At 65.0% G+C, this 19124-nt stretch carries 23 protein-coding genes; 12 read left to right on the forward strand and 11 right to left on the reverse strand.

Annotation, left to right across the window (positions count from 1 at the left end):
- Nucleotides 1-85: 85 nt before the first annotated feature.
- The 3 genes from WD026_RS08425 to WD026_RS08435 form a co-directional block, all read right to left on the reverse strand.
- Nucleotides 86-994 (reverse strand): ParB/RepB/Spo0J family partition protein, encoded by a 909-nt coding sequence (locus WD026_RS08425; RefSeq protein WP_425723224.1) that lies wholly within the window; start codon nucleotides 992-994, stop codon nucleotides 86-88.
- Nucleotides 991-2544, reverse strand: a complete 1554-nt coding sequence (locus WD026_RS08430; protein ID WP_425723225.1) for a recombinase family protein — start codon at nucleotides 2542-2544, stop codon at nucleotides 991-993. Before WD026_RS08430 ends, WD026_RS08425 begins: the two co-directional genes overlap by 4 nt.
- 99 nt (nucleotides 2545-2643) lie before the next feature.
- Complete coding sequence (locus WD026_RS08435; protein ID WP_425723226.1) at nucleotides 2644-3129, reverse strand: hypothetical protein; 486 nt, start codon at nucleotides 3127-3129, stop codon at nucleotides 2644-2646.
- A gap of 297 nt (nucleotides 3130-3426) precedes the next feature.
- Here WD026_RS08435 and WD026_RS08440 point away from each other — a divergent pair, with 297 nt between their 5' ends.
- From WD026_RS08440 to WD026_RS08450, 3 genes are all read left to right on the forward strand, one after another.
- A complete protein-coding gene (locus tag WD026_RS08440; protein WP_425723227.1) occupies nucleotides 3427-4443 on the forward strand; it encodes a hypothetical protein in 1017 nt (338 codons plus the stop codon).
- A gap of 551 nt (nucleotides 4444-4994) precedes the next feature.
- The gene (locus WD026_RS08445; RefSeq protein ID WP_425723228.1) at nucleotides 4995-5438 is read left to right on the forward strand and encodes a carboxymuconolactone decarboxylase family protein; all 444 of its coding nucleotides are present in this window, start codon (nucleotides 4995-4997) and stop codon (nucleotides 5436-5438) included.
- A gap of 42 nt (nucleotides 5439-5480) precedes the next feature.
- Nucleotides 5481-6425: a LysR substrate-binding domain-containing protein gene (locus tag WD026_RS08450; RefSeq protein ID WP_425723229.1), complete on the forward strand. Its 945-nt coding sequence runs from the start codon at nucleotides 5481-5483 to the stop codon at nucleotides 6423-6425.
- Here the strand turns inward: WD026_RS08450 and WD026_RS08455 are convergent.
- Together WD026_RS08455 and WD026_RS08460 are read right to left on the reverse strand one after the other, a co-directional pair.
- Complete coding sequence (locus WD026_RS08455) at nucleotides 6406-7002, reverse strand: glutathione S-transferase family protein (RefSeq protein WP_425723230.1); 597 nt, start codon at nucleotides 7000-7002, stop codon at nucleotides 6406-6408. The genes WD026_RS08450 and WD026_RS08455 overlap by 20 nt on opposite strands.
- Before the next feature lie 7 nt (nucleotides 7003-7009).
- Nucleotides 7010-7435: a VOC family protein gene (locus WD026_RS08460; protein ID WP_425723231.1), complete on the reverse strand. Its 426-nt coding sequence runs from the start codon at nucleotides 7433-7435 to the stop codon at nucleotides 7010-7012.
- 86 nt (nucleotides 7436-7521) lie between these two features.
- On the opposite strand from WD026_RS08460, the gene WD026_RS08465 reads away from it, so the two are divergent.
- Nucleotides 7522-8433: a LysR family transcriptional regulator gene (locus tag WD026_RS08465; protein ID WP_425723232.1), complete on the forward strand. Its 912-nt coding sequence runs from the start codon at nucleotides 7522-7524 to the stop codon at nucleotides 8431-8433.
- A gap of 3 nt (nucleotides 8434-8436) precedes the next feature.
- Here the strand turns inward: WD026_RS08465 and WD026_RS08470 are convergent, their stop codons facing one another.
- The gene (locus WD026_RS08470; RefSeq protein WP_425723233.1) at nucleotides 8437-9300 is read right to left on the reverse strand and encodes an AraC family transcriptional regulator; all 864 of its coding nucleotides are present in this window, start codon (nucleotides 9298-9300) and stop codon (nucleotides 8437-8439) included.
- Between the two features lie 123 nt (nucleotides 9301-9423).
- Here WD026_RS08470 and WD026_RS08475 point away from each other — a divergent pair, with 123 nt between their 5' ends.
- A complete protein-coding gene (locus WD026_RS08475) occupies nucleotides 9424-9852 on the forward strand; it encodes an organic hydroperoxide resistance protein (protein ID WP_425723234.1) in 429 nt (142 codons plus the stop codon).
- A 39-nt stretch (nucleotides 9853-9891) separates the two neighbouring features.
- Nucleotides 9892-10845: an alpha/beta fold hydrolase gene (locus tag WD026_RS08480; protein WP_425723235.1), complete on the forward strand. Its 954-nt coding sequence runs from the start codon at nucleotides 9892-9894 to the stop codon at nucleotides 10843-10845.
- Nucleotides 10846-10873: 28 nt separating this feature from the next.
- Here WD026_RS08480 and WD026_RS08485 read toward each other — a convergent pair whose 3' ends face one another.
- From WD026_RS08485 to WD026_RS08495, 3 genes are all read right to left on the reverse strand, one after another.
- Complete coding sequence (locus WD026_RS08485; RefSeq protein WP_425723236.1) at nucleotides 10874-11713, reverse strand: SDR family NAD(P)-dependent oxidoreductase; 840 nt, start codon at nucleotides 11711-11713, stop codon at nucleotides 10874-10876.
- 120 nt (nucleotides 11714-11833) lie between these two features.
- On the reverse strand, nucleotides 11834-12763 hold the full coding sequence (locus tag WD026_RS08490) for an AraC family transcriptional regulator (RefSeq protein ID WP_425723237.1): 930 nt from the start codon (nucleotides 12761-12763) through the stop codon (nucleotides 11834-11836).
- A gap of 44 nt (nucleotides 12764-12807) precedes the next feature.
- Nucleotides 12808-13575 (reverse strand): CPBP family glutamic-type intramembrane protease, encoded by a 768-nt coding sequence (locus WD026_RS08495; RefSeq protein WP_425723238.1) that lies wholly within the window; start codon nucleotides 13573-13575, stop codon nucleotides 12808-12810.
- A 22-nt stretch (nucleotides 13576-13597) separates the two neighbouring features.
- Between WD026_RS08495 and WD026_RS08500 the strand changes: the two genes are divergently transcribed.
- Nucleotides 13598-13810, forward strand: coding sequence for a ParD-like family protein (locus tag WD026_RS08500; RefSeq protein WP_425723739.1), 213 nt, complete (start codon nucleotides 13598-13600; stop codon nucleotides 13808-13810).
- Complete coding sequence (map, locus tag WD026_RS08505; RefSeq protein WP_425723239.1) at nucleotides 13807-14583, forward strand: type I methionyl aminopeptidase; 777 nt, start codon at nucleotides 13807-13809, stop codon at nucleotides 14581-14583. Before WD026_RS08500 ends, map begins: the two co-directional genes overlap by 4 nt.
- Here map and WD026_RS08510 read toward each other — a convergent pair whose 3' ends face one another.
- Together WD026_RS08510 and WD026_RS08515 are read right to left on the reverse strand one after the other, a co-directional pair.
- Nucleotides 14584-14979: a RidA family protein gene (locus tag WD026_RS08510; protein ID WP_425723240.1), complete on the reverse strand. Its 396-nt coding sequence runs from the start codon at nucleotides 14977-14979 to the stop codon at nucleotides 14584-14586. It lies immediately after the preceding gene.
- A 195-nt stretch (nucleotides 14980-15174) separates the two neighbouring features.
- On the reverse strand, nucleotides 15175-15432 hold the full coding sequence (locus tag WD026_RS08515) for a DUF4148 domain-containing protein (protein WP_425723241.1): 258 nt from the start codon (nucleotides 15430-15432) through the stop codon (nucleotides 15175-15177).
- Nucleotides 15433-15604: 172 nt separating this feature from the next.
- Between WD026_RS08515 and WD026_RS08520 the strand changes: the two genes are divergently transcribed.
- The 4 genes from WD026_RS08520 to WD026_RS08535 are packed head-to-tail and all read left to right on the forward strand — an operon-like array spanning nucleotide 15605 to nucleotide 19108.
- A complete protein-coding gene (locus tag WD026_RS08520; RefSeq protein WP_425723242.1) occupies nucleotides 15605-16285 on the forward strand; it encodes a heavy metal response regulator transcription factor in 681 nt (226 codons plus the stop codon).
- Complete coding sequence (locus WD026_RS08525; protein WP_425723243.1) at nucleotides 16282-17649, forward strand: heavy metal sensor histidine kinase; 1368 nt, start codon at nucleotides 16282-16284, stop codon at nucleotides 17647-17649. Before WD026_RS08520 ends, WD026_RS08525 begins: the two co-directional genes overlap by 4 nt.
- Entirely contained in the window at nucleotides 17649-18743 is a 1095-nt protein-coding gene (locus WD026_RS08530) for an MBL fold metallo-hydrolase (RefSeq protein WP_425723244.1), read from the forward strand. The genes WD026_RS08525 and WD026_RS08530 overlap by 1 nt, the downstream gene beginning before the upstream one ends.
- Nucleotides 18740-19108 (forward strand): DUF5329 family protein, encoded by a 369-nt coding sequence (locus tag WD026_RS08535; protein ID WP_425723245.1) that lies wholly within the window; start codon nucleotides 18740-18742, stop codon nucleotides 19106-19108. The genes WD026_RS08530 and WD026_RS08535 overlap by 4 nt, the downstream gene beginning before the upstream one ends.
- The last annotated feature ends 16 nt before the right edge of the window (nucleotides 19109-19124 follow it).

Here is a 19124-nt window from a genome sequence, read left to right on the forward strand (position 1 = left end):
AGGGTGACTGCAAACACCTTGAGTGGCAGCAAGTTATCGAGCTGCACCTCAATCACCTTCGGGAGAAAGCCCAGGGAGACAGGATTCATCGTCGGCCCCCTTGATAAGCTGGTGAGATCCGCTCTGCGAGGTACTTGGGCAGCGTTTCCAATCCCTCTGCTCGCAGCAGGGTCACAAAATTCTCGTCGGCGAGCAAGGTGCGCATGGCGCTGACCACCACCATTAATCGCTCCTGGGCTTGGGCGCCTCGGCGCACGACCAATCGCTGACGCTCGACCTCTTGGCGGTAGGCACGCACGAGTCCGCTGGGAGTTATGGGTGACCTTTTGTGAGATCCAGCCCCTCCGCAAGCCTTCCCATACTGCGCCCGTTGCTGGAGTACCTTACGAACCTCCAGAAGCTGTTGGCCGCGGAGCTCCCCAGAGACGTAGGCCTCATGCAGCGTGAGCTGCAGCGCCTTGTCATCTACTCCAGCCTCGATGATTTCAATGGCTGCTTTGATGGGCAGGTGTCCAGCCTCTACGGCAGCTAGGATCCGCTCCTCCCCCTTCTCGATCAACAGAACAAGATTGGCTACGTATTCCCTGGACAATCCTGTCTTACGACCAATCTCGGATGGCGAGTACCCCTTTGAGTTCAGCAACCTGATGCCGGTTATCAGCTCTAGAGGTCTGTACCGGCGTCTGGCCAGGTTCTCCGCGAGACCCATGATGAACGCATCTTCCTCGGATGCTTGAACCACGATCGCAGGAATCTGGGTTTGGCCGAGTTGCGTGAATGCTCTGAGCCTGCCCTCGCCACAGACGAGCTTGAAGCTCTCGACCCCATCCTCACCGATGCTCGAAGTGACTGTGATCGGCTTCTTGAGACCCACGCTTTTGATGCTCTCCACGATCTCAGCGAAGATTTCAACGTTTCGCTCTCTCGGGTTAAGCACCGCGATCCTACCGATCGGAATGATCCGAACCTCTTTTCCATCCACTGGTTTGCTCATGCCAACTTGCGCAGGTGAATCTGCGCGCCCATCTGGTAGAGGTACTCGAGGCTCTCGAACCGGAACGCCTCCAGCTCAAAACTGTTGTTCTCCCTCAGTCGTAGACGATTGGCGGCGGATTCCAAGCGAGGCAGCAGGTAGTAATCTAATGGGACCTGGTTCTCAGGATCCAGGCGGATGGCAACCGTGACATCAGGATCGAGTCCGGCGTCCATGCGAACCTTCCAGTGCCTGCGTCCTGCCTCTGTGCTCTCGCATCTGGCAAGGACCATGGATACAGTGAACTCGGAGTTGATGGTCAGCAGATCAGATTGCTCGTCCAGGTGAACATGCCCATGGAGCTCATGGATAGACGCAATGGTCGTCTTGACGATTTCGGGGTACAGGCGGCGAAGCACCCTGTTGATGTGAAGGTACCGGTAATCTCGCAGTGGTTGAAAGCCCACCAGGCCGTAGGCCCGAATCAAGCTGCCAAACCTGCTCGCGTATGCTGATGCGGGCGGCATCCCATCGGATTCGTTGATCACGAACCCGGATAGGAATCCTTTCTGGTCCAGCAAGGACTTGAGCTTGACCAGCAACTCCTCGTCAGAAAAGCGCCGATATCGGCTGCGGATGATCCCTTGTGCTGTGTAGAAAGTCGCCTTGTCGACCAGTGGCTCGAATGCGCCTTCCTTGCGGATCCACATCTCCGGGGCGTTGACTACGTGGAGCTTCTTGAGCTTGAACGAGGTTCGGTTGAAGAGGTTATTCCCGATGTACTTCTCATTGGTAAGAACGCCATGGACTAAGCCCCGAGTCCAAGGACCTCCACGTTCTGCAGGAATACCGGCTGCGTTTAAACGCTCTGCAATGCTTTTCTCACCCAAGCCCGCTTCGATAAACCAGGTGTAGATGTTCTGAACGATCTGTGTCTCGCCTGTGGGTCCGGGACGAAGAATCACCCGGTCGGTCTGAAGACTCTTATGTTCACCGCGCTTGAGCGCGCCCTTCTCCTGACCCGTCTGATCGAGTAGCACCCGACGAAGCCCATACCCGGCAGTCCCACCTTGGCGGTAGCCCATCTCGATGAGACGACACTGACCGGCGAAAACCTTGGATGAAAGCTCTCTGCTGTACTCACCCGCCATCGCCCGCTTCACACCCTTGACGATGGTCGAGACTGGAGAGCCGTCGTTCTCAAACTGCTCGGCACAGTAAATCACTTGGATCCCGGCTCGCCTGCAAACGTACTCGTAGTAGGCGCTCTCGTCCGCATCCTGAAATCTGCCCCAGCGGCTGACGTCATAGACCAGGATGACGCTGAAGTCTGCAGCACCGGACTCCACCGTTCTGATCAGGCCTTTGAGGGCGTCACGGCCATCGATCCTCAGCCCACTCTTGCCCTCGTCTGCGAATGTGCGCACGACCTCCATCCCCCGTTGATGGGCATAGGCCAGGATCCTGTCGCGCTGGTTGTCCGTGGAGTATTGCTGATGCTCTGTGGACATGCGCACATAGGCTGCAGCGGGGGTGAGTCCGGTTGAGTCTGGAGTACCAGGATGCGGCATACGCCCTCTCCGACCGCCGTCTGTGCAACCCAGGTGGAATCACCTCGCATTGCCATACAGCACGACTGAAAAGTTATCAGCGCAGGATCGGCACTGCTATCAAGTCGTCTCTTGCGGCGCTTTTGGTGAAGACTTGTGCCGCTTGAAATCAAGCTCGACGCGCATGGTCACACTGACAGGCGGCTCACCGGCCTGTGCGATGGTGATTTCACAATGGAGCGGTATCGGAGATTCGCCTGGATGGTTGGATTCAGTGCCTTTGAGCTGTGATGACGCGTACTCAAACAACCTCAACAGACTGACGATGAGTCTCGTGAACAGTTGACTCGCTGATTCGCCTGCCTGATCTTGAGCCTGCTTTCTTGCACTCCTTGCGCGCTGCCAGTGCTCAGGATTGCGCTGGGTCCACGCGGCTGCAGCCTTCTTCTGGTTCTCGGCGTAGTCATGATCACTTTTACGCTTGGTCTTTTGCCATAGGAGCTTTCTTGCCACCTGACAGCTCTTGGTCGAACAATAAGCCTGCCTTGGACTCTGAGGGCGGGGTGAGAACATTTGCCCGCAGCCGCTACACCAACGTTCGCTCATGTGCTTCTCCCTGGCGGTGAAGTAGGCGAGATAGGTCAGCTGTGACCTCTAGTACATCGGGACTGGCATGACGACAGCCTGGTTGGAGGGAGTTATGCCCTCTGTTGGCACTCGATCTGAGTGGTCGTCTTGAACACTTGCATCGGTGGCGCTGCATCACTTGATGCCTGTTCTTTACATCTGCACCTTGAGGTACGGGTTATCGATGCTTGGAGGATCGAGCCCGTCCATTGACTATGGCGCTCCTTCAACTTCCCTGTCCTACAGGGCTTCGACCTCAGGGCACCCCAACACTCCATGAACGCGCATACAGATTGGTTCGCCGACATCACCGGCTTCACAGAGGAAAGCTACGAGAGGACTCAACAGAGTTTGCTGGTTCGAGATAACCAGATCATCTCCAAACGGGATGGTCATGGCCACTCCTTTGGTCACTTTTCCTTGATTTCGCTGGAAGAGCTTCGGCAGGTTGCGAGCGGAGCAGATATGGGTCCCAACAGCGTGCGCGTCGTTCTGGGCGATGCACGCGCCTTGCACAGCGATCCTGAAAATGCAGGTGCGACGTTTCAGGTTGCATCGCAGTTCAACTCGCTGGAGATGGTGGGGCCGGATGTTTCTCCTGAGAAGGGCGTAACGCGCTACGTCCATGACCGCACCCAGGGGCCCGCCTGCGCCATCGCAGCAGGCGCCGGAACCATCTGGCGTAACTACCTGGTTCCGATTGATGGGCAGTTGGGCCAGTCGGCGACGCGGCAGCTCAATGCCCTGGACGCACTAGAGGAAGAGCTGGCGAGCACCCTGGGGCTGCCAGCCTCCTCCTTCTGGACCATGCGCAACGGCTACACCATGGCCAAACCCGAAGGTTTAAAGGCTGTCGCCTCGTACCTTCGCGGGACCGGTGAATCTCAGCGGGATCGCCTTCGCCGTCTGATCAAGGTGGGATGGCATCGCGACGTAGACGTCACCGACATGCCGCCGGAAAAACGGCATCAGGTCAGTCAGGTCTATTGCTCCGCGGTGCCGGTGGCTTACAACCGGATCGAACCCGAGCACTGGGAGCCTCTGGCTCGCCTGGTGCTCGAAGCGGCCTATGAGGCGACTCTACTCGCCGCTTTGGCTGACGCGTCCAAAGGGAAGTCCAGAAGGGTCCTGTTGACTGGGCTAGGTGGTGGAGCCTTTGGCAACAACCAGGCCTGGATCACCGATGCCATCGACTTTGCACTGGCACGAGCGCCTCGCGCAGGGTTGGAGTTGCTGATGGTCGGCTACAGAGAGGTGCCGGGGCATTTCCGGAAATACGCCCGGACGAAGTAAGCATTGGCTCGTGTCGCGCTGAAACAGACCGCAGCAGCATATGTCCCGAAAATTTTGAGCGTGGGCGTACGTCTACCGGCAGGGCATTCCCAGACCCGCTTGCTGGACTCAGCCCCAGATTTCCTTTTTTGCGCGCGCGGGCACACGCGCGCGCATTTTTTTGAATAGCTGGTCGCTGAGCTCGTTCCAGCGCTGGTACAAGAATTTTGAGACATCCGCCATCGTCCACGGAGACCACAGTCGGCCAAACTTGCACGCTTTCTTTTATGTATGTACGGCGAACGCGATTTACTGCTCGCTCGACAGAATTGATACACGTTCGTGGCGGTCTACCTCCACCGCCAGCGACACCCAAGCCCCTGCAGGCCACTGCAGGGGCTTTTTTGCTGTTGCACCGCCGGATCCGAATGGGCAAGGAGTGTGCTGTTTCAGGCAAGCCCGACCGGGCCTCGCGGCTCATCATCCACCTGATTTTTTTCAGGCGAGGCCGCATGCACACCCCATCTTTCAGGATCCGGACGTACCCCACACGCGCCAAGCTCAGAGCCTGCATGGGCGCAGCCCTGCTGCTGTCCTGCACGGCCCTGCTGGCCCGGACCGACCCGCCGACGACGGAGACCCGGGTCGCCCGAGGCGAGGAGGTGCTGCGCAGCCTGAACAACGGGCAACCACAACCCATCTTCGAAGCCATGCGCCAGGACTTCCCCTTTCTGGCCGAGGCCACGGCCGGTTATGCGCTGGGCGAGGTGTGGGGCCGTAGCCAGCTCGACGTGCGCACCCGACAGCTGGCGGCCATGGCGGCGTTTGCCTCTCTGGGGATGCGCCAGCAGTTCAAGGTGCACGCGGCGTATGCGCTCAATGCCGGGGTGGACCCCGCTGAGCTCAAGGAAATCGTGTACCTGGTCACGGTGCCTGCCGGCTTTCCCCGCGCCATCGAGGCCTCGCAGGCACTCCAGGAGCTGTTTCGAGAGCGGGGTCTTGCCAACGCGCGCTGAACCCACCACCCTGGAGCCCGTCGCTGCAACACGAGGACCCCCATGGATCGATTCGATGCGATGCAGGCATTTGCGCGTGTGGTCGAGACGGGCAGCTTCACCCGCGCCGCAGAGACGCTGCGCGTGAACAAGGCCAGCGTGACGCAGCAGATCCAGCAGCTGGAGGCGCACCTGCGCGTGAAGCTGCTCAACCGGACGACGCGCAAGGTGGCGGTGACGGCCGACGGCGCGGCCTACTACGAGCGTGTGCTGCGCATCCTGGCCGAGCTGGATGACGCCGAGACCAGCCTGTCCACGGCCCGGGCTTCGCCGCGTGGACGCCTGCGCGTGGACGTGCCCAGCCCGCTCGCGCGCTTCGTGCTGGTGCCGGCACTGCCGGGCTTTCATGCCCGACACCCCGACATCCAGCTGGACATGGGGGTGAGCGACCGGATGGTGGATCTGATCGGCGACAGCGTGGACTGCGTCATCCGCGCCGGGGAGATCACGGACCCTTCGCTGATCGCACGCCGTGTCGGCGAGCTGCAGTTCCATGCCTACGCAGCGCCCGGCTACCTGGAACGGCACGGGATGCCCGAGCATCCCGGGGATCTGGAGAACCCGGAGCACCGCGTCGTCGGATTCCTGAGCAACCGTTCGGGCCGCGTGGAGCCCTTCGTGATGCACGACGGGAGCGGTGAAGGCGTGACCGTGCAAGGCCGCCATCGGGTGTCACTGGATGACGGCAACGCCTGCCTGGCCGCGGGTCTGGCCGGACTCGGCGTGTTGCGGCTGCCCACCTACATGGCGCACGAACACGTCGCACGGGGAGAACTGGTGCGCGTGCTGGAAGCATGGCACGGCACCCCCCAGCCGCTGTACCTGGCCTACCCACCCAACCGGTATGTCAGCGCCAAGCTGCGCGCCTTTGTCGACTGGGTGGTGGAGGTGGTGGGCGAGCGCCTGCCGGCGAGCACGCCGATCCATGTCAGATCCCGGGAGCCGTGAGGAATCCCGGCAGCGCCTTGATCCGGTCGATCCAGGCACGGATGGCCGGGTACGGTTCGAGCCCGATGCGGCCTTCCGGCGCCCATGCGATGTACGGGAACAAGGCACAGTCGGCCACGGTGGGACGGTCGAGCTCCAGCCAGTCGCGGCTGGCCAGGTGGTCATCGATCAATGGCAGGACGACCGCACTGCGCCGCACGGCCTCTGCGTGGTCCAGCTGGTAGCCGAACTTCTCGACCAGACGGGCCGAGGCCGGGCCATGCTGGATCTCGCCGGCCGAGGTGGACAGCCATTGCACGATCCGGGCCTGGGAAGCGGCATCGGCGGGCCACCAGCCTGCGGGGGCGTGACGCGCAGCCAGATACACCAGGATGGCGTGCGAGTCCCGCAGGACGAGACCGTCATCGACCAGCAGAGGCACCTGGCGCCAGGGGTTCATGGCTCGAAACGGTTCGCTCAGCTGCTCGCCGGCCGCCAGGTCGACGGGGCACAGCGCCAGCGGGATGCCGGCGAGTGCCGCCAGCAGCCGCACCTTGTAACAGTTGCCGGAGAGTTCGACGTCGTACAGATGGATCATGGTGTCCTCACAGAAGTTGGTTGAATTCAAGGACGTTGCCGTCCGGGTCCCGGAAGAACAGGCCCACGCGGCGCGGACCGATCGGCCCGGGTCCTTCGGTGATGGCGATCCCGGCAGCCTGGAGCCAGGTCACCAGGGCATCGAGGTCGTCCACGACGAAGGCCACGTGCGTGATGCCCGGCAGCTTCACCGGCCCGTCCTGCAGCACGTTGGTGGCGTCGGTGCGGGTGGCCGCATTGAAGACCAGGTTGATGCGCACGCCCGCCGGCGTTGCCATCTCGTTGGCGTAGTCATCGAAGCGCAGTTCCTCGCGAAAGCCCAGGCGCTCGTAGAAGCGTCGGGCCCGGTCGGGATCCGACACGCGTATGCCGACGTGTTCGTAGGCCGTGGCGTGGACGGGGCAGATCAAGGGGGCGGTGGGGGTGGTGTTCATGGCCCCTATGATCTTTATGGCGGTCCGTGAGATAAATAGACCGGATCGCACATGAAAACTCCACCGATCGCACCAATCACCTGCTGATGGACAAGCTCAAGGCCATTGCAACGTTCGTCCGGATCGTCGATACCGGCAGCCTGACGGCCGCAGCAGACGCGGCCGGCACCTCGCTCACGTCGGTGGTGCGATCGCTGGCTGCGCTGGAGCAATCGCTGGGAACCCGACTGCTCAACCGCACCACCCGGCGTCTGTCACTGACCCCGGAAGGCCGTGACTATGCGGAGCGCTGTCGCCACATCCTGGCCGCCGTCAACGAAGCGGACGCCGCCCTGGGCGAGCAGAAAGGCGCCCTGAGCGGACGCCTGGCGCTGACGGCGCCGGTCACCTTCGGCCGCCTGCACGTGGCTCCCCTGGTGACTTCGTTCCTCAAGCAGCATCCCGATGTTTCCGTGGAGCTGCTGCTGCTGGACCGGGTGGTGGACCTGCTGGAGGAAGGTCTCGACCTGGCGGTGCGGATCGGGGTGTTGCCGGACTCTCCGCTCGTGGCAGTGCCCGCCGGATCGGTCCGCCGGATTTGCTGCGCCAGCCCGGCCTACCTGCGCCGGCACGGAACGCCGCGGCGGCCGCAGGACCTGCTCGACCACCGATGCATCGGCTTCAAGGGCAGCGGTCCCGACCCGGACTGGCGTTTCAGCCTGGAGGGGCGCATCGTCAGAGTGCCGGTGAGGCCGGTGTTCGTGACCAACCAGATCGAGACGTCCGTCGATGCCTGCATCGCCGGGGTCGGGGTGGCCTCGCTGCTGGAGTACCAGGCGCGTGCAGGCCTGGCATCGGGCGCGCTGAAGACCGTGCTGTCCGACCACGAGACCGGACCGCTGCCGGTGAACATCCTGTACCGGCCGGACCGTCTGATGCCCACACGCGTGCGCGCCTTGCTCGACTGGCTGGTGCCCCGTCTGCGCAAGAGCCTGGGCACCACCCCTTCGAAGGGCTGACCTTCACCCGCGGGGCGAAGCCGTCGGCGGCTGAAGGCCGGCCTGGATGAGCCGGTGGCCTTTCCACTCACGGGGCGACTCGCCGGTCTGGGCCTTGAAGGCCCGGGAGAGTGCCGCCTCGCTGCCGTATCCGACCTCGGCAGCAATCAGCTTGAGAGGGCGTCCACGCCGCAGCGCCGTGCGGGCCATCTGGATCCGCCAGCCTTGAAGGTACTGTCCTGCCGTGGTGCCGACGGTGGCGCGAAAGGTCGAGGCAAACACGCTGCGGGACATGCCGGCCACCGCAGCCAGCTCCAGCAGAGACCATTCCCTGGCCGGCTGCTCGTGCATGGCCACGAGCGCGTGCCTCAGCCGGGGATGGGCCAGACCCGAGATGAGGCCACCCCTGATCGCGCCACTCTCCATCAGCTGGCGAAGCAGCTGGATCATCACCACTTCGAACAGCCGCTCCACCAGCGCGGTGCGCCCGCAGCGCTGATCAAAGGCTTCTTCGAACAGCAGGGCCAGCACGGGCGCCGACCCGCCGACATCCTTCAGCGGCAGGCACACGACATCGGGCAAGGCCGAGGCGATCGGGTTGTCCTCGCCGCCATCAAAACGCAGGTTCGCGCAGACCACGTCCGCGCCGTGCACGGCATCGGAGATGAACTGGTGGGTCAGCGGCCGCGGAAAAAGGAGCACGGCGGGCTGGTCGATCTCCAGGACCGACCGGCCATGTCTCACGGTCATCGTGCCACTGCGCACCAGGTGCAGCTGGCCATGGGTGCCGTCGCTCTCCAGCGTGTTGATCCCGCACAGGGGCCCGGCATTGAAGACCTGCGCCGACACCGGGAAGTGCGTCATCAGGGCCGCCAGTCGATCGCTCATTCAGTACTCCAGGTCAACTATCAAGGACTTTACATCACCAATCGTACGGCCAGCCGGGGCACATTTGTCTTCACCGGGCGGCAGTCGCCCGGCACCACCCCACCCCGATCAGGAGCCATTGCCATGTCCATTGAAAAGATCCTCTACACGGCCACCGCCACCGCCACAGGCGGGCGCGAGGGACGTGCCACCTCGTCCGACAGCGTCCTGGACGTCCAGCTGTCCACTCCGCGCGAACTGGGCGGCGCTGGCGGCGCCGGCACCAATCCCGAACAGCTTTTCGCTGCGGGCTACTCCGCGTGCTTCCTGGGCGCATTGAAGTTCGTGGCCGGCAAGGAGAAGGTGGCGCTGCCGCCCGACACGGCCATCACGGCCAAGGTCGGCATCGGACAGATCGCCACCGGTTTCGGCATCGAAGCAGAGCTGTCCATCTTCGCCCCCGGCATGGACCGCAACGTACTGCAGCCGCTGGTGGAGAGGGCCCACATCGTGTGTCCCTACTCCAACGCCACCAACAACAACATCGACGTGACGCTCGTCATCGCCGAGTGACCCCGCCCCTTCCACCCGACCACACAGGACAACACCACCATGAACTTCAACCGCCGAATCCTCGCCGCCTCGATGCTCGCCATGGTCATGCACACGGCACTGCCCGCGCATGCTGCCCAGCCCTCGACCGCCGCATCCACTGCGGCTGCGGCTTCCATTGACGGGAACTACATCGTGACCCGTGACAACGTCCGTCTGTACTACAAGGACTGGGGGCCGAAGGATGGCCCTGTGGTCACGTTCAGCCACGGCTGGCCCCTTAGTTCGGACAGCTGGGAGTCGCAGATGATCCACCTGGCCGACAAGGGCTACCGCGTGGTCGCACACGACCGCCGTGGTCATGGCCGGTCCAGCCAGCCGTGGACCGGCAACGACATGGACCACTATGCCGACGACCTGGCCGCCGTCATCCTGGCGCTGGACCTGAAGGACGTCACCGCGGTCGGCTTCTCCACCGGCGGCGGCGAGGTGGCGCGCTTCATCGGTCGGCATGGCACCGCCCGCATCAAGAAGGCCGTGCTGGTCAGCGCCGTGCCGCCCATGATGCTGCGGACCCGCGACAACCCGGGTGGTCTGCCGCTGGCGGTGTTCGACGGCATCCGCAAGGCGTCGCTCGAGAACCGGTCGCAGCTGTACCGGGACCTGGCGTCCGGCCCGTTCTACGGCTTCAACCGCCCGGGAGCCCAGGTCTCCCAAGGCCTGATCGACAGCTGGTGGGCCCAGGGCATGCAGGCGGGCCACAAGAACACCTACGACTCCATCGCCGCCTTCTCCGCCAGCGATTTCCGCAAGGACCTGGAGAAGTTCGATGTCCCGACGCTGGTGATTCATGGCAGCGACGATCAGATCGTGCCGCTGGACATCTCGGGCAAGGCCTCTGCGGCACGGATCCAGGGCGCCCGGCTGATCGTGTACCCCGGCGCGCCGCATGGCCTGACCGACACGCACAAGGACCGCTTCAACCGGGATCTGCTGGACTTCCTCCAGAACTGAAGCCCGGGCCGGCGTGCGCTGAACCCCGTCACACCGGCGGGAAATCGGTGGACGCCGACAGCAGGATGTTCTTCGCCACGTCGCTCTGGCGACGGGCGAAGGTATCCAGAAAGAAGGTCACGGCGTCCGAGCCGGCCAGGAAGTGAAGGGGAGGTTCATCCAGCTCGGCCAGTTTCACCAGCGCTTGTCCCAGCCTGGCAGGATCGCCAGGCTGCCGGTGGTTCCAGGCCTCGTAGCCGACACGCGCCGCTCCCTGCGGGTCGTCGTAGTCAGCGATCGGTGCACCCCCGTAGCGAACGGACGAGGCATCCAGAAAGTCCGTGCGGAAGAAGCCCGGCTCGACGATCGTGACCTTGATCCCGAAACGGGCGACCTCCAGTGCCAACGACTCCGAGAACCCTTCGACAGCGAACTTCGCGGCGCAGTAGATGGACGACGATTCAAAGCCGCGAAAGCCACCGATGGACGCGATGTTGACGATGTGGCCACTGCGCTGACGACGCATCTGTGGCAGCGCGGCCCGCGTGACCTGCATCAGGCCGAACACATTGGTCTGGAACTGGTCGACGATGGCCGGGCCGGGGATCTCCTCGAACAGGCCCAGCTGGCCGTAACCGGCGTTGTTGACCAGCACGTCGATACGTCCGAACCAGTCGGTGGCCTGGACGATCGCCGCCGCGCACTGTGCCTCGCAGGTCACGTCCAGCGGAAGACACAGGACCCTTTCGCCATACGGGGCAAAGGTGTTCTCCAGGTGTTCCGTGTGGCGGCCGGTGGCGACCACCTGGTGTCCCGCCTCGAGTGCGCTGCGCGCGATCGCGGCACCGATGCCCCGACCGGCTCCCGTGATGAACCAGACCTTGCACATGCTTCCTTCCCGACATGGTTGAACATGGGCCCAGTCTAGGAAGGGCGCGGCCCGTGGCGGTAGCCGGAAACACCGGAAAACTTGCCCGAATGTGCGCGCCGCACGGCGCAGCCGCAGGGCCTAGCGGGCCGTGTCGTCCGGTCCGGTCTGCTGCAGCTGCCGGATGTCGCGGGCTGGAGAGCGGCCGAACTGCCGCTTGTATTCCCGGCTGAACTGCGACGGGCTTTGATAACCCACGCGATGGGATGCCGTGGCGGCGTCGATGCCGGCAGCCAGCATGAGGCGTCTGGCCTCCTGGAGCCGGAGTTGCTTCTGGTACTGCAGCGGGCTCATGGTGGTGAGCGCCCGGAACCGCTGGCGGAACGAGGAAGGGCTCATGTGCAGCCGCCTGGCCAGCTGGTCGACGTGCAACGGCGCCTGGAGATCCGACTTCATTTCTCCGATGGCCCGGGCCATCCGGCCGGCGTGCGACTCGCCGGTGGCCACCGCAACGAGCCTGTGTCCTTCAGGACCCTGCAGCACCCGGAACAGGATCTCGCGGATGGCCAGTGGCGCCAGAAGGGCCGCGTCGTCGGGCTGGTCTGCCAGCCGCATCAGACGCAGCACGGCGTCGAGCAGCGCTGCCGAGGTGGGCGCGAGGTACAGGCCGCACGGGTCCCGCTGTGTGCCCGACAGCTTCATGCGGCTCTGAACCACGATGTCGGCCACCAGGACGGGATCGATGTCCAGCCGGAAGCACAGGTAGGGCTGGTCAGCGGACGCACGCGTGACCTGCGCACTGATCGGCATGTCCACCGTGAACACCAGCATCCGGCTGGGGTCGTAGTCGTAGACACGGGTCTGCAACATGACCCGTTTGGCGCCCTGCGCGATCAGGCAGATCGCCGGCTGGTGCAAGGCATGCGCCAGCTCGTCACCCGGCCGCGACACGCGGATGGCTTGCACGCCGGGCAGCGGCGTCGGGTTCACGCCTTCCCTGGGCGACCATTGCAGCAGGAGCGCGACCAGCTCCTGGAGCGGCTGCGTGAGGTCGGCGTTGTCCGGGGGCATGGGGGCACCTGTGGCCGAGGTGACGGCAGGACCGGCGGCCGTTGTCATGGCCAGGCCGCGAGCAGGCGCCACCCGGCCATGCCCAGGTGCGTTGCTGCGTGCGCCACCATCGCTGCCTCAAGGTGGTAGCGCCAGAACAGCCCGCCGTAGACCAGTCCTGCCACCGCGTTGAGCAGCAGGGTTCGCAGGACGATGGCCGTGGAAAGCTCGACCTGAGCGGCCAGGGCCGGCAGATGGCCGGCCGCAAACAGCAGCGCGGCAGCGGTGATCGCCACGGGCAGACAGACTGCGCGCGCGCCCGACGGGAAGACCCGTGTCAGCGCCCAGGCCACGGCGCTCATGACGCACCAGCGCAGCATCACCTCCTCGGCCACGCCGCCGTACAGCACACCCATGAGGGTGGTGGCCGTGCCGTCGGCAGAAACCTCGGCCCATGCCTGCCAGGCAGGCCCCAGCAGGGGCGCCACGGCACGGTCGACTGCCGCCAGGAGCAGCCCCAGACCCACGCCCAGGCTGGCGGCCCGAGCTGCCGTGCGGGCGAATCCGGCCGGCAATGCGGTCCCCGCCAGCACGCTGTGCAGGCCCACCCGATGCGCCAGCGCTGCGCCCACCAGCGCCGACACGAGCACCAGCAAGGCGGGATTGATGAGCAGCAGGCCCTTCTGCGCCAGCGGCGGCCAGGCGGCCAGATCCGGGGCCTGCGCCAGCAGCACATCCGGCACCGGAGCCATCAGCAAGGACACCACGCCTGCCAGGCCCAGCAGCGCGATGGGCCCTGCACGGCGCGCCAACGAAGTTTCGGGAAGGTGCATGCGATTCGTATACGATACGTATATGGGTATTGTAAACATCGACGAAGATCTCCACGACCAGCTGCGCCGGGCCACCACGGTGTCCTGCCGATCGATCAACGCTCAGGCAGCCTTCTGGATCAGGATAGGCATGTTGTGCGAAATGAATCCGACAGTCAGCTTCAATGACCTGGTGACGCGCGAGCTGAAGACCGCGGGTGTGTCGCCCAGGGCGCCTGCGCCGAGAAGCCCATGATCAAAGGCCCCTCCGAGCTGGCGCTCATGGCGGAGTCGGGCCGGTTGCTCGCGCTGGTTTTCCAGCACCTGGATCGCATGAACCTGATCGGCATGTCGACCCTGGAGGTGAACGACCGGGTCGACGACTTCATCGTCGGCCAACTGGGTGCACGCCCCGCCAGCAAAGGGCAGTACGGTTATCCGTTTGCCTTGAATGCATCGCGCAACCACGTGGTCTGTCACGGGATGCCCTCCGGTACCGAACGGATCCAGGACGGCGACATCGTGAACTTCGACATCACCCTGGAGAAGGGCGGATTCATCGCCGACTCCAGCAAGACCTACCTGGTGGGCGCGGTTTCCGATGCGGCCCGAAAGCTGGTGGAGACGACATACGAGGCGATGTGGAGGGGCATCCGGGCCGTCCGCCCGGGGGCCACCCTGGGTGATGTGGGTCACGCGATTCAGCGACATGCCCGGCGCAACGGTTGCTCGGTGGTCAGGGAGTACTGTGGTCACGGCATCGGCCGGGAAATGCACGAGGAACCGCAGGTGCTTCACCACGGCAAGCCCCGCACCGGCTTGCGGCTGCGACAGGGCATGGTGTTCACCATCGAGCCGATGCTCAATCAAGGGGAGGCAACGGTCCGCACCGAAGCCGATGGCTGGACCGTGGTGACCGCAGATGGCCTGTTGTCGGCGCAGTTCGAACATACGGTGGCCGTCACCCGCGATGGCTTCCAGGTGCTGACCTTGCGCCCCGGCGAAGTCCCGCCGCCGGCGCACGGATGATCAGTCCCGCAGCCGGGCAATCACCTTGATCTCGAACTGAAAGCCGTACAGCCAGGTGACGCCGACACCCGTGAGCGTCGGGAACGGCGCCTCGCCCCAGTGCGCCTGCACCACCGGCCAGGCCACCTCGAAGTTCTGCTCGGGATTCACCATGAACACGGTGACATCGATCACATCGGAGAAGCTGCAGCCGGCTGCCGCCAGGATCTCGTCGAGATGGCGGAAGGCCAGATGAACCTGCTGGGTGAGATCGGGCTCGGGTGAGCCATCGTCCCGGCTGCCCACCTGACCTGACACGAACAGAAAGCCGTTGGAGCGTATCGCCGGCGAGTAGCGATTGCGTTCGTACAAGGCGGAGCGGGAGGTGGGCGTGACGACGTCGCGTGGGCTGTTCATGTCGAGGGCTGTGTGGGTGTGAGCGGGAGCTGCACTGTATGAGCCCCATGCACCCGCATCAACACGCCCGGACAGGAATCACTGTTTGCAGATCCCGAACAATCCAGGGTCGGCGGGTGCGACCCGCTGCGTGATGAAAAAAAGGCGACCCGAACGGGTCGCCTGCAAGACCAACCTTGGGAGAACCGGACAAGGTCAGCGGAGGGACAACTGGGTCTGGCCCTTGACCGCCTTCAGCCCGGCCTGGCGGATCTGTTCGGCCTGGGCAGCGGTGGCCTGGCGGGGGTAGTTCTCGACCTGGGTGTCCATCAGACCCAGGCGGCGTGCTTCCAGCATTTCAGCGGTGACCTGGGCGCGGGTCTTGGGTTCGGGTGCGGGAGCCGACTGGGCCATGGCAGCGCCGGCCATGCCGACGAGGACGAGGGAAGCGAATGCGCGGGCAGCGATCTTCATGACAGTTCCTTGTGAGAGTGGAGGGGGGACACATGCCGTTGTCGCGGCATGGGAGGAACTGTAGGAACCGCCCTTGTCAGTTGGCGCACAGCAGGATTACATGTTTGTAATCCTGCCCCGCACCGATCCTCGGGAGAATCCGGCCTGTCGTTGGTCTCCTGAAACCCCTGTCATGCGCATCCTGGTCGTGGAAGATGAGTCGAAGCTGGCGGACTATGTGTCGCGCGGCTTGTCCGAGGCCGGGTACACGGTGGACATCGCCCGTGACGGCATCGAAGGCCGCTACCTGGGCACGGCGGGCGACTACCAGCTGGTCATCCTGGACATCATGCTGCCGGGCGTGGACGGCTTCGGCGTGCTGGCCGCCCTGCGCGAGAAGCGCCAGACACCGGTGCTGATGCTCACTGCCCGCGACCGGGTGGAAGACCGTGTGCAAGGGCTGGAGGCCGGCGCGGACGACTACCTGGTCAAGCCGTTTGCGTTCTCCGAACTGCTGGCCCGTGTCGGTGCCCTGCTGCGGCGCGGACCGCAGCATGCCGAGACGGCAGCCACCCGGCTGGCCCTGGCCGACCTCGAGATCGACCTGATCAGCCGCAAGGCATGGCGCGCAGGACAACGGCTGGATCTCACCGCCAAGGAGTTCGCCCTGCTGGCACTGCTGGTGCGCCGCAAGGGCCAGATCCTGTCGCGCACCACCCTGGCCGAGCAGGTCTGGGACATGAACTTCGACTCCGACACCAACGTGGTGGAGGTGGCCGTGCGGCGGCTTCGCTCCAAGATGGACGACCCGTTCCGGCCGAAGCTGCTGCACAACGTGCGCGGCATGGGGTATGTGCTGGAGGAGCGCTCATGAACACCCGTGCCGCGAAGACCCCCGACGCCTATTCCATCGGACGGCGCCTGTCGCTGCAGCTCGCGCTGCAGACCATCGTCGGACTGGGCGTGCTGCTGGCGAGCATCTACGCCGTCAACGTGATGCTGTTCAAGACCAAGCACGAGGAGCAGCTGCAGAACTACGCCAAGGTGCTGGTGGACATCGCCCGGGCCGGCGAAGAGAGGGGCGGCGTGCCCGAAGCCCTGGCCAAGCTGGCCTGGTCGGCCGAACGCCGGCCGGGGACCTTCGTGGAGGTGCGGGACGCGGCAGGCACCAGGCTCTACCAGGACCCGCCGCCCTCCTTCGACGTGTCCGCCCGGTCCAGCAAGTCACTGGCCTTCACGATGGTCCTGGCCCAGGGAGAAGCCTGGCAGGCCCGGGTCTGGCTCGACTGTTCACAGGACGCCCGCACCGGCCAGCGCATGGCGCTGCTGCTGGTGGCATTCGTGATCGCCGGCGGTGCACTCGCCGGCTGGGGCACGTTCTGGCGGGTCAGGTGCAGCTTGCGGCCCCTCATCGATGTGGCCGACCAGACACGGGCCATCGATGTGCGCCGGCTCGACCAGCGCCTGTCCCTGGCCGAGCCGGTGGAGGAACTGCAGCCGGTGATCGACCAGTTCAACGGGCTCATGGGCCGGGTGGAGCGGGCCTACCTGCAGCTCGAAGGCTTCAATGCCGATGTGGCCCACGAGCTGCGGACGCCCCTGGCCAACCTGATCGGTCAGACCGAGCTGGCGCTCAGCCGCGAACGGTCGGCGGCCGAACTGGCCGACACCCTGGCGTCCAATCTGGAAGAGCTCAACCGCATGGCCGGCATGGTCAACGACATGCTGTTCCTGGCGCAGGCCGACCGGGGCGTGAAGGCACGGCGCGGTGAGCCCGTGGCACTGTCGGAGCTGGTCCGCCAGGTGCTGGAGTTTCACGAAGCCCCGCTCGGCGAGGCGGAGCTCTCGGTGCAGGTGGTCGGAGAACAGCAGGCGGCCGTGGATGCCCCCCTCATCAAACGGGCGCTGTCCAACCTGCTGGGCAATGCCATCCGGCATGCCAGCCGCGGCACGCGGATCACCGTGCACCTCGATCAGGACCCGGATGACGGCGTGCGCCTGTGGGTGGAGAACCAGGGCGAACCGGTGCCGCAGGATCTGCTGCCCCGGCTGTTCGACCGATTCTTCCGGGTGGACACCTCACGCTGCGAGCTGGACAAGCCCCACCACGGTCTGGGCTTGTCCATCGTGGCAGCCATCGCCCGCATGCACGACGGCCGGCCGCTGGCCGAGTCCACGCCGGCCCTCACGCGCATCGGCTTCTCGCTGATGCGCCAGATCCCCCAGGAGATGCTCTGATGCGCGCATGCCTGCGATCGGGCGCGTGGTCGGCCCTGCTGCTGTCGTGGCTGCTGACCGGGTGCACGACACCCAACACCGCCTACGACCCCACCCGTGCCCATCACCGGCCGGTTGGCTTCGTCAACGCCCATGCATCGCCCCATGGCGATGCGCAGGGGAGTTTCTGGCGCTGGCAATGGGAACGCTGGCAGGCAGATCTGCCACCCGACCGACCCGAACGGGTGCTGCGCCAGGCCCCCGACCTGCAACGACTGCAGCAGCCCGGTCGGGACATCACGGTCACCTGGCTGGGGCATTCCACGGCCTTGTGGCAGGTGTCCGGACTGAACATCCTGCTGGACCCCCACCTCGGGCAGCGTGCGTCACCGGTCTCTTTTGCCGGCCCGAAACGGCTCACCCCCGCGCCGCTGTCGCTGGCCCGACTGCCCCGCATCGACGTGGTGCTCATCAGCCACAACCATTACGACCATCTCGACGAAGGTACCGTGCGGGCACTCGCCCGCCAGGCCGGCGGGTCACCGTTGTTCGTGGTCCCACTGGGCGTAGAGACCTGGATGGCGCAGGCCGGCATCGACCGGGTGCAGCGCATGGACTGGTGGGACCGCCAGGTGCTCCGCGCGCCCGGCGGTGACGTCACTGTGCACTTCGTGCCGTCCCATCACTGGTCCAGCCGCACGCCCTGGGACCGGCGCGCCACGCTGTGGGGCGGCTTTGTCGTCGAGGCCACCGTGGGCGGAGAACCGGCCAGCCTGTACTACGCGGGCGACACCGGCTATGCCCCCGACTTTGTCGAGATCGGCCAGCGCTTCGGCGGTTTCGACCTGGCCATGATCCCGGTCGGCTGCTACCTGCCGCGCTGGTTCATGCAGCAGCAGCACGTGAACGAGGAAGAGGCCGTGCGCATCCACCTCGACGTGAAAAGCCGCCGCTCCATCGGCGTGCACTGGGGCACCTTCCGGCTTTGCGACGATCCCGTCGACTCGCCGGTGGACGGACTGCCTGCTGCGCGTGACCGCCTGGGTGTGCCACCTGACGCCTTCGTGCTGCCGGTCCTGGGGCAGACCCTGGTCATTCGCCAGAGCCGGCCATGAAGCGCCGCGCCCTGCTCGCTGCCGCGGCCCTCGCCGTCATGGCCCGCCCCGCTGCTGCGGCGTTGCCCACGAGGGAGCGTGAGCGCATCGAGGGCCTGCTGGAGGCCATGGAACGACAGACCGACCTGCAGTTCGAACGCAACGGCCGGCGGGCCAGCTCACGCGACGCTGTCCGCTTTCTGCGGGCCAAATGGGAGCGCTACGGCGCAGAGGTCGACACCGCTGAAGCCTTCATCGACCGCATCGCCAGCCGATCGTCCACCAGCGGGCAGCCGTACCGGGTGTGCCCGAAGAGCCTGTCGTGTGCGGAGGCAGGGCCCTGGCTGCGAGGACTGCTGCAGCAGCTGGACGAGCGCCGCACCTAGAGGATGCGGCGGGCAG

The sequence above is a fragment of the Hydrogenophaga sp. R2 genome (assembly GCF_049843595.1).
Classification (GTDB): Bacteria; Pseudomonadota; Gammaproteobacteria; order Burkholderiales; family Burkholderiaceae_C; genus Hydrogenophaga.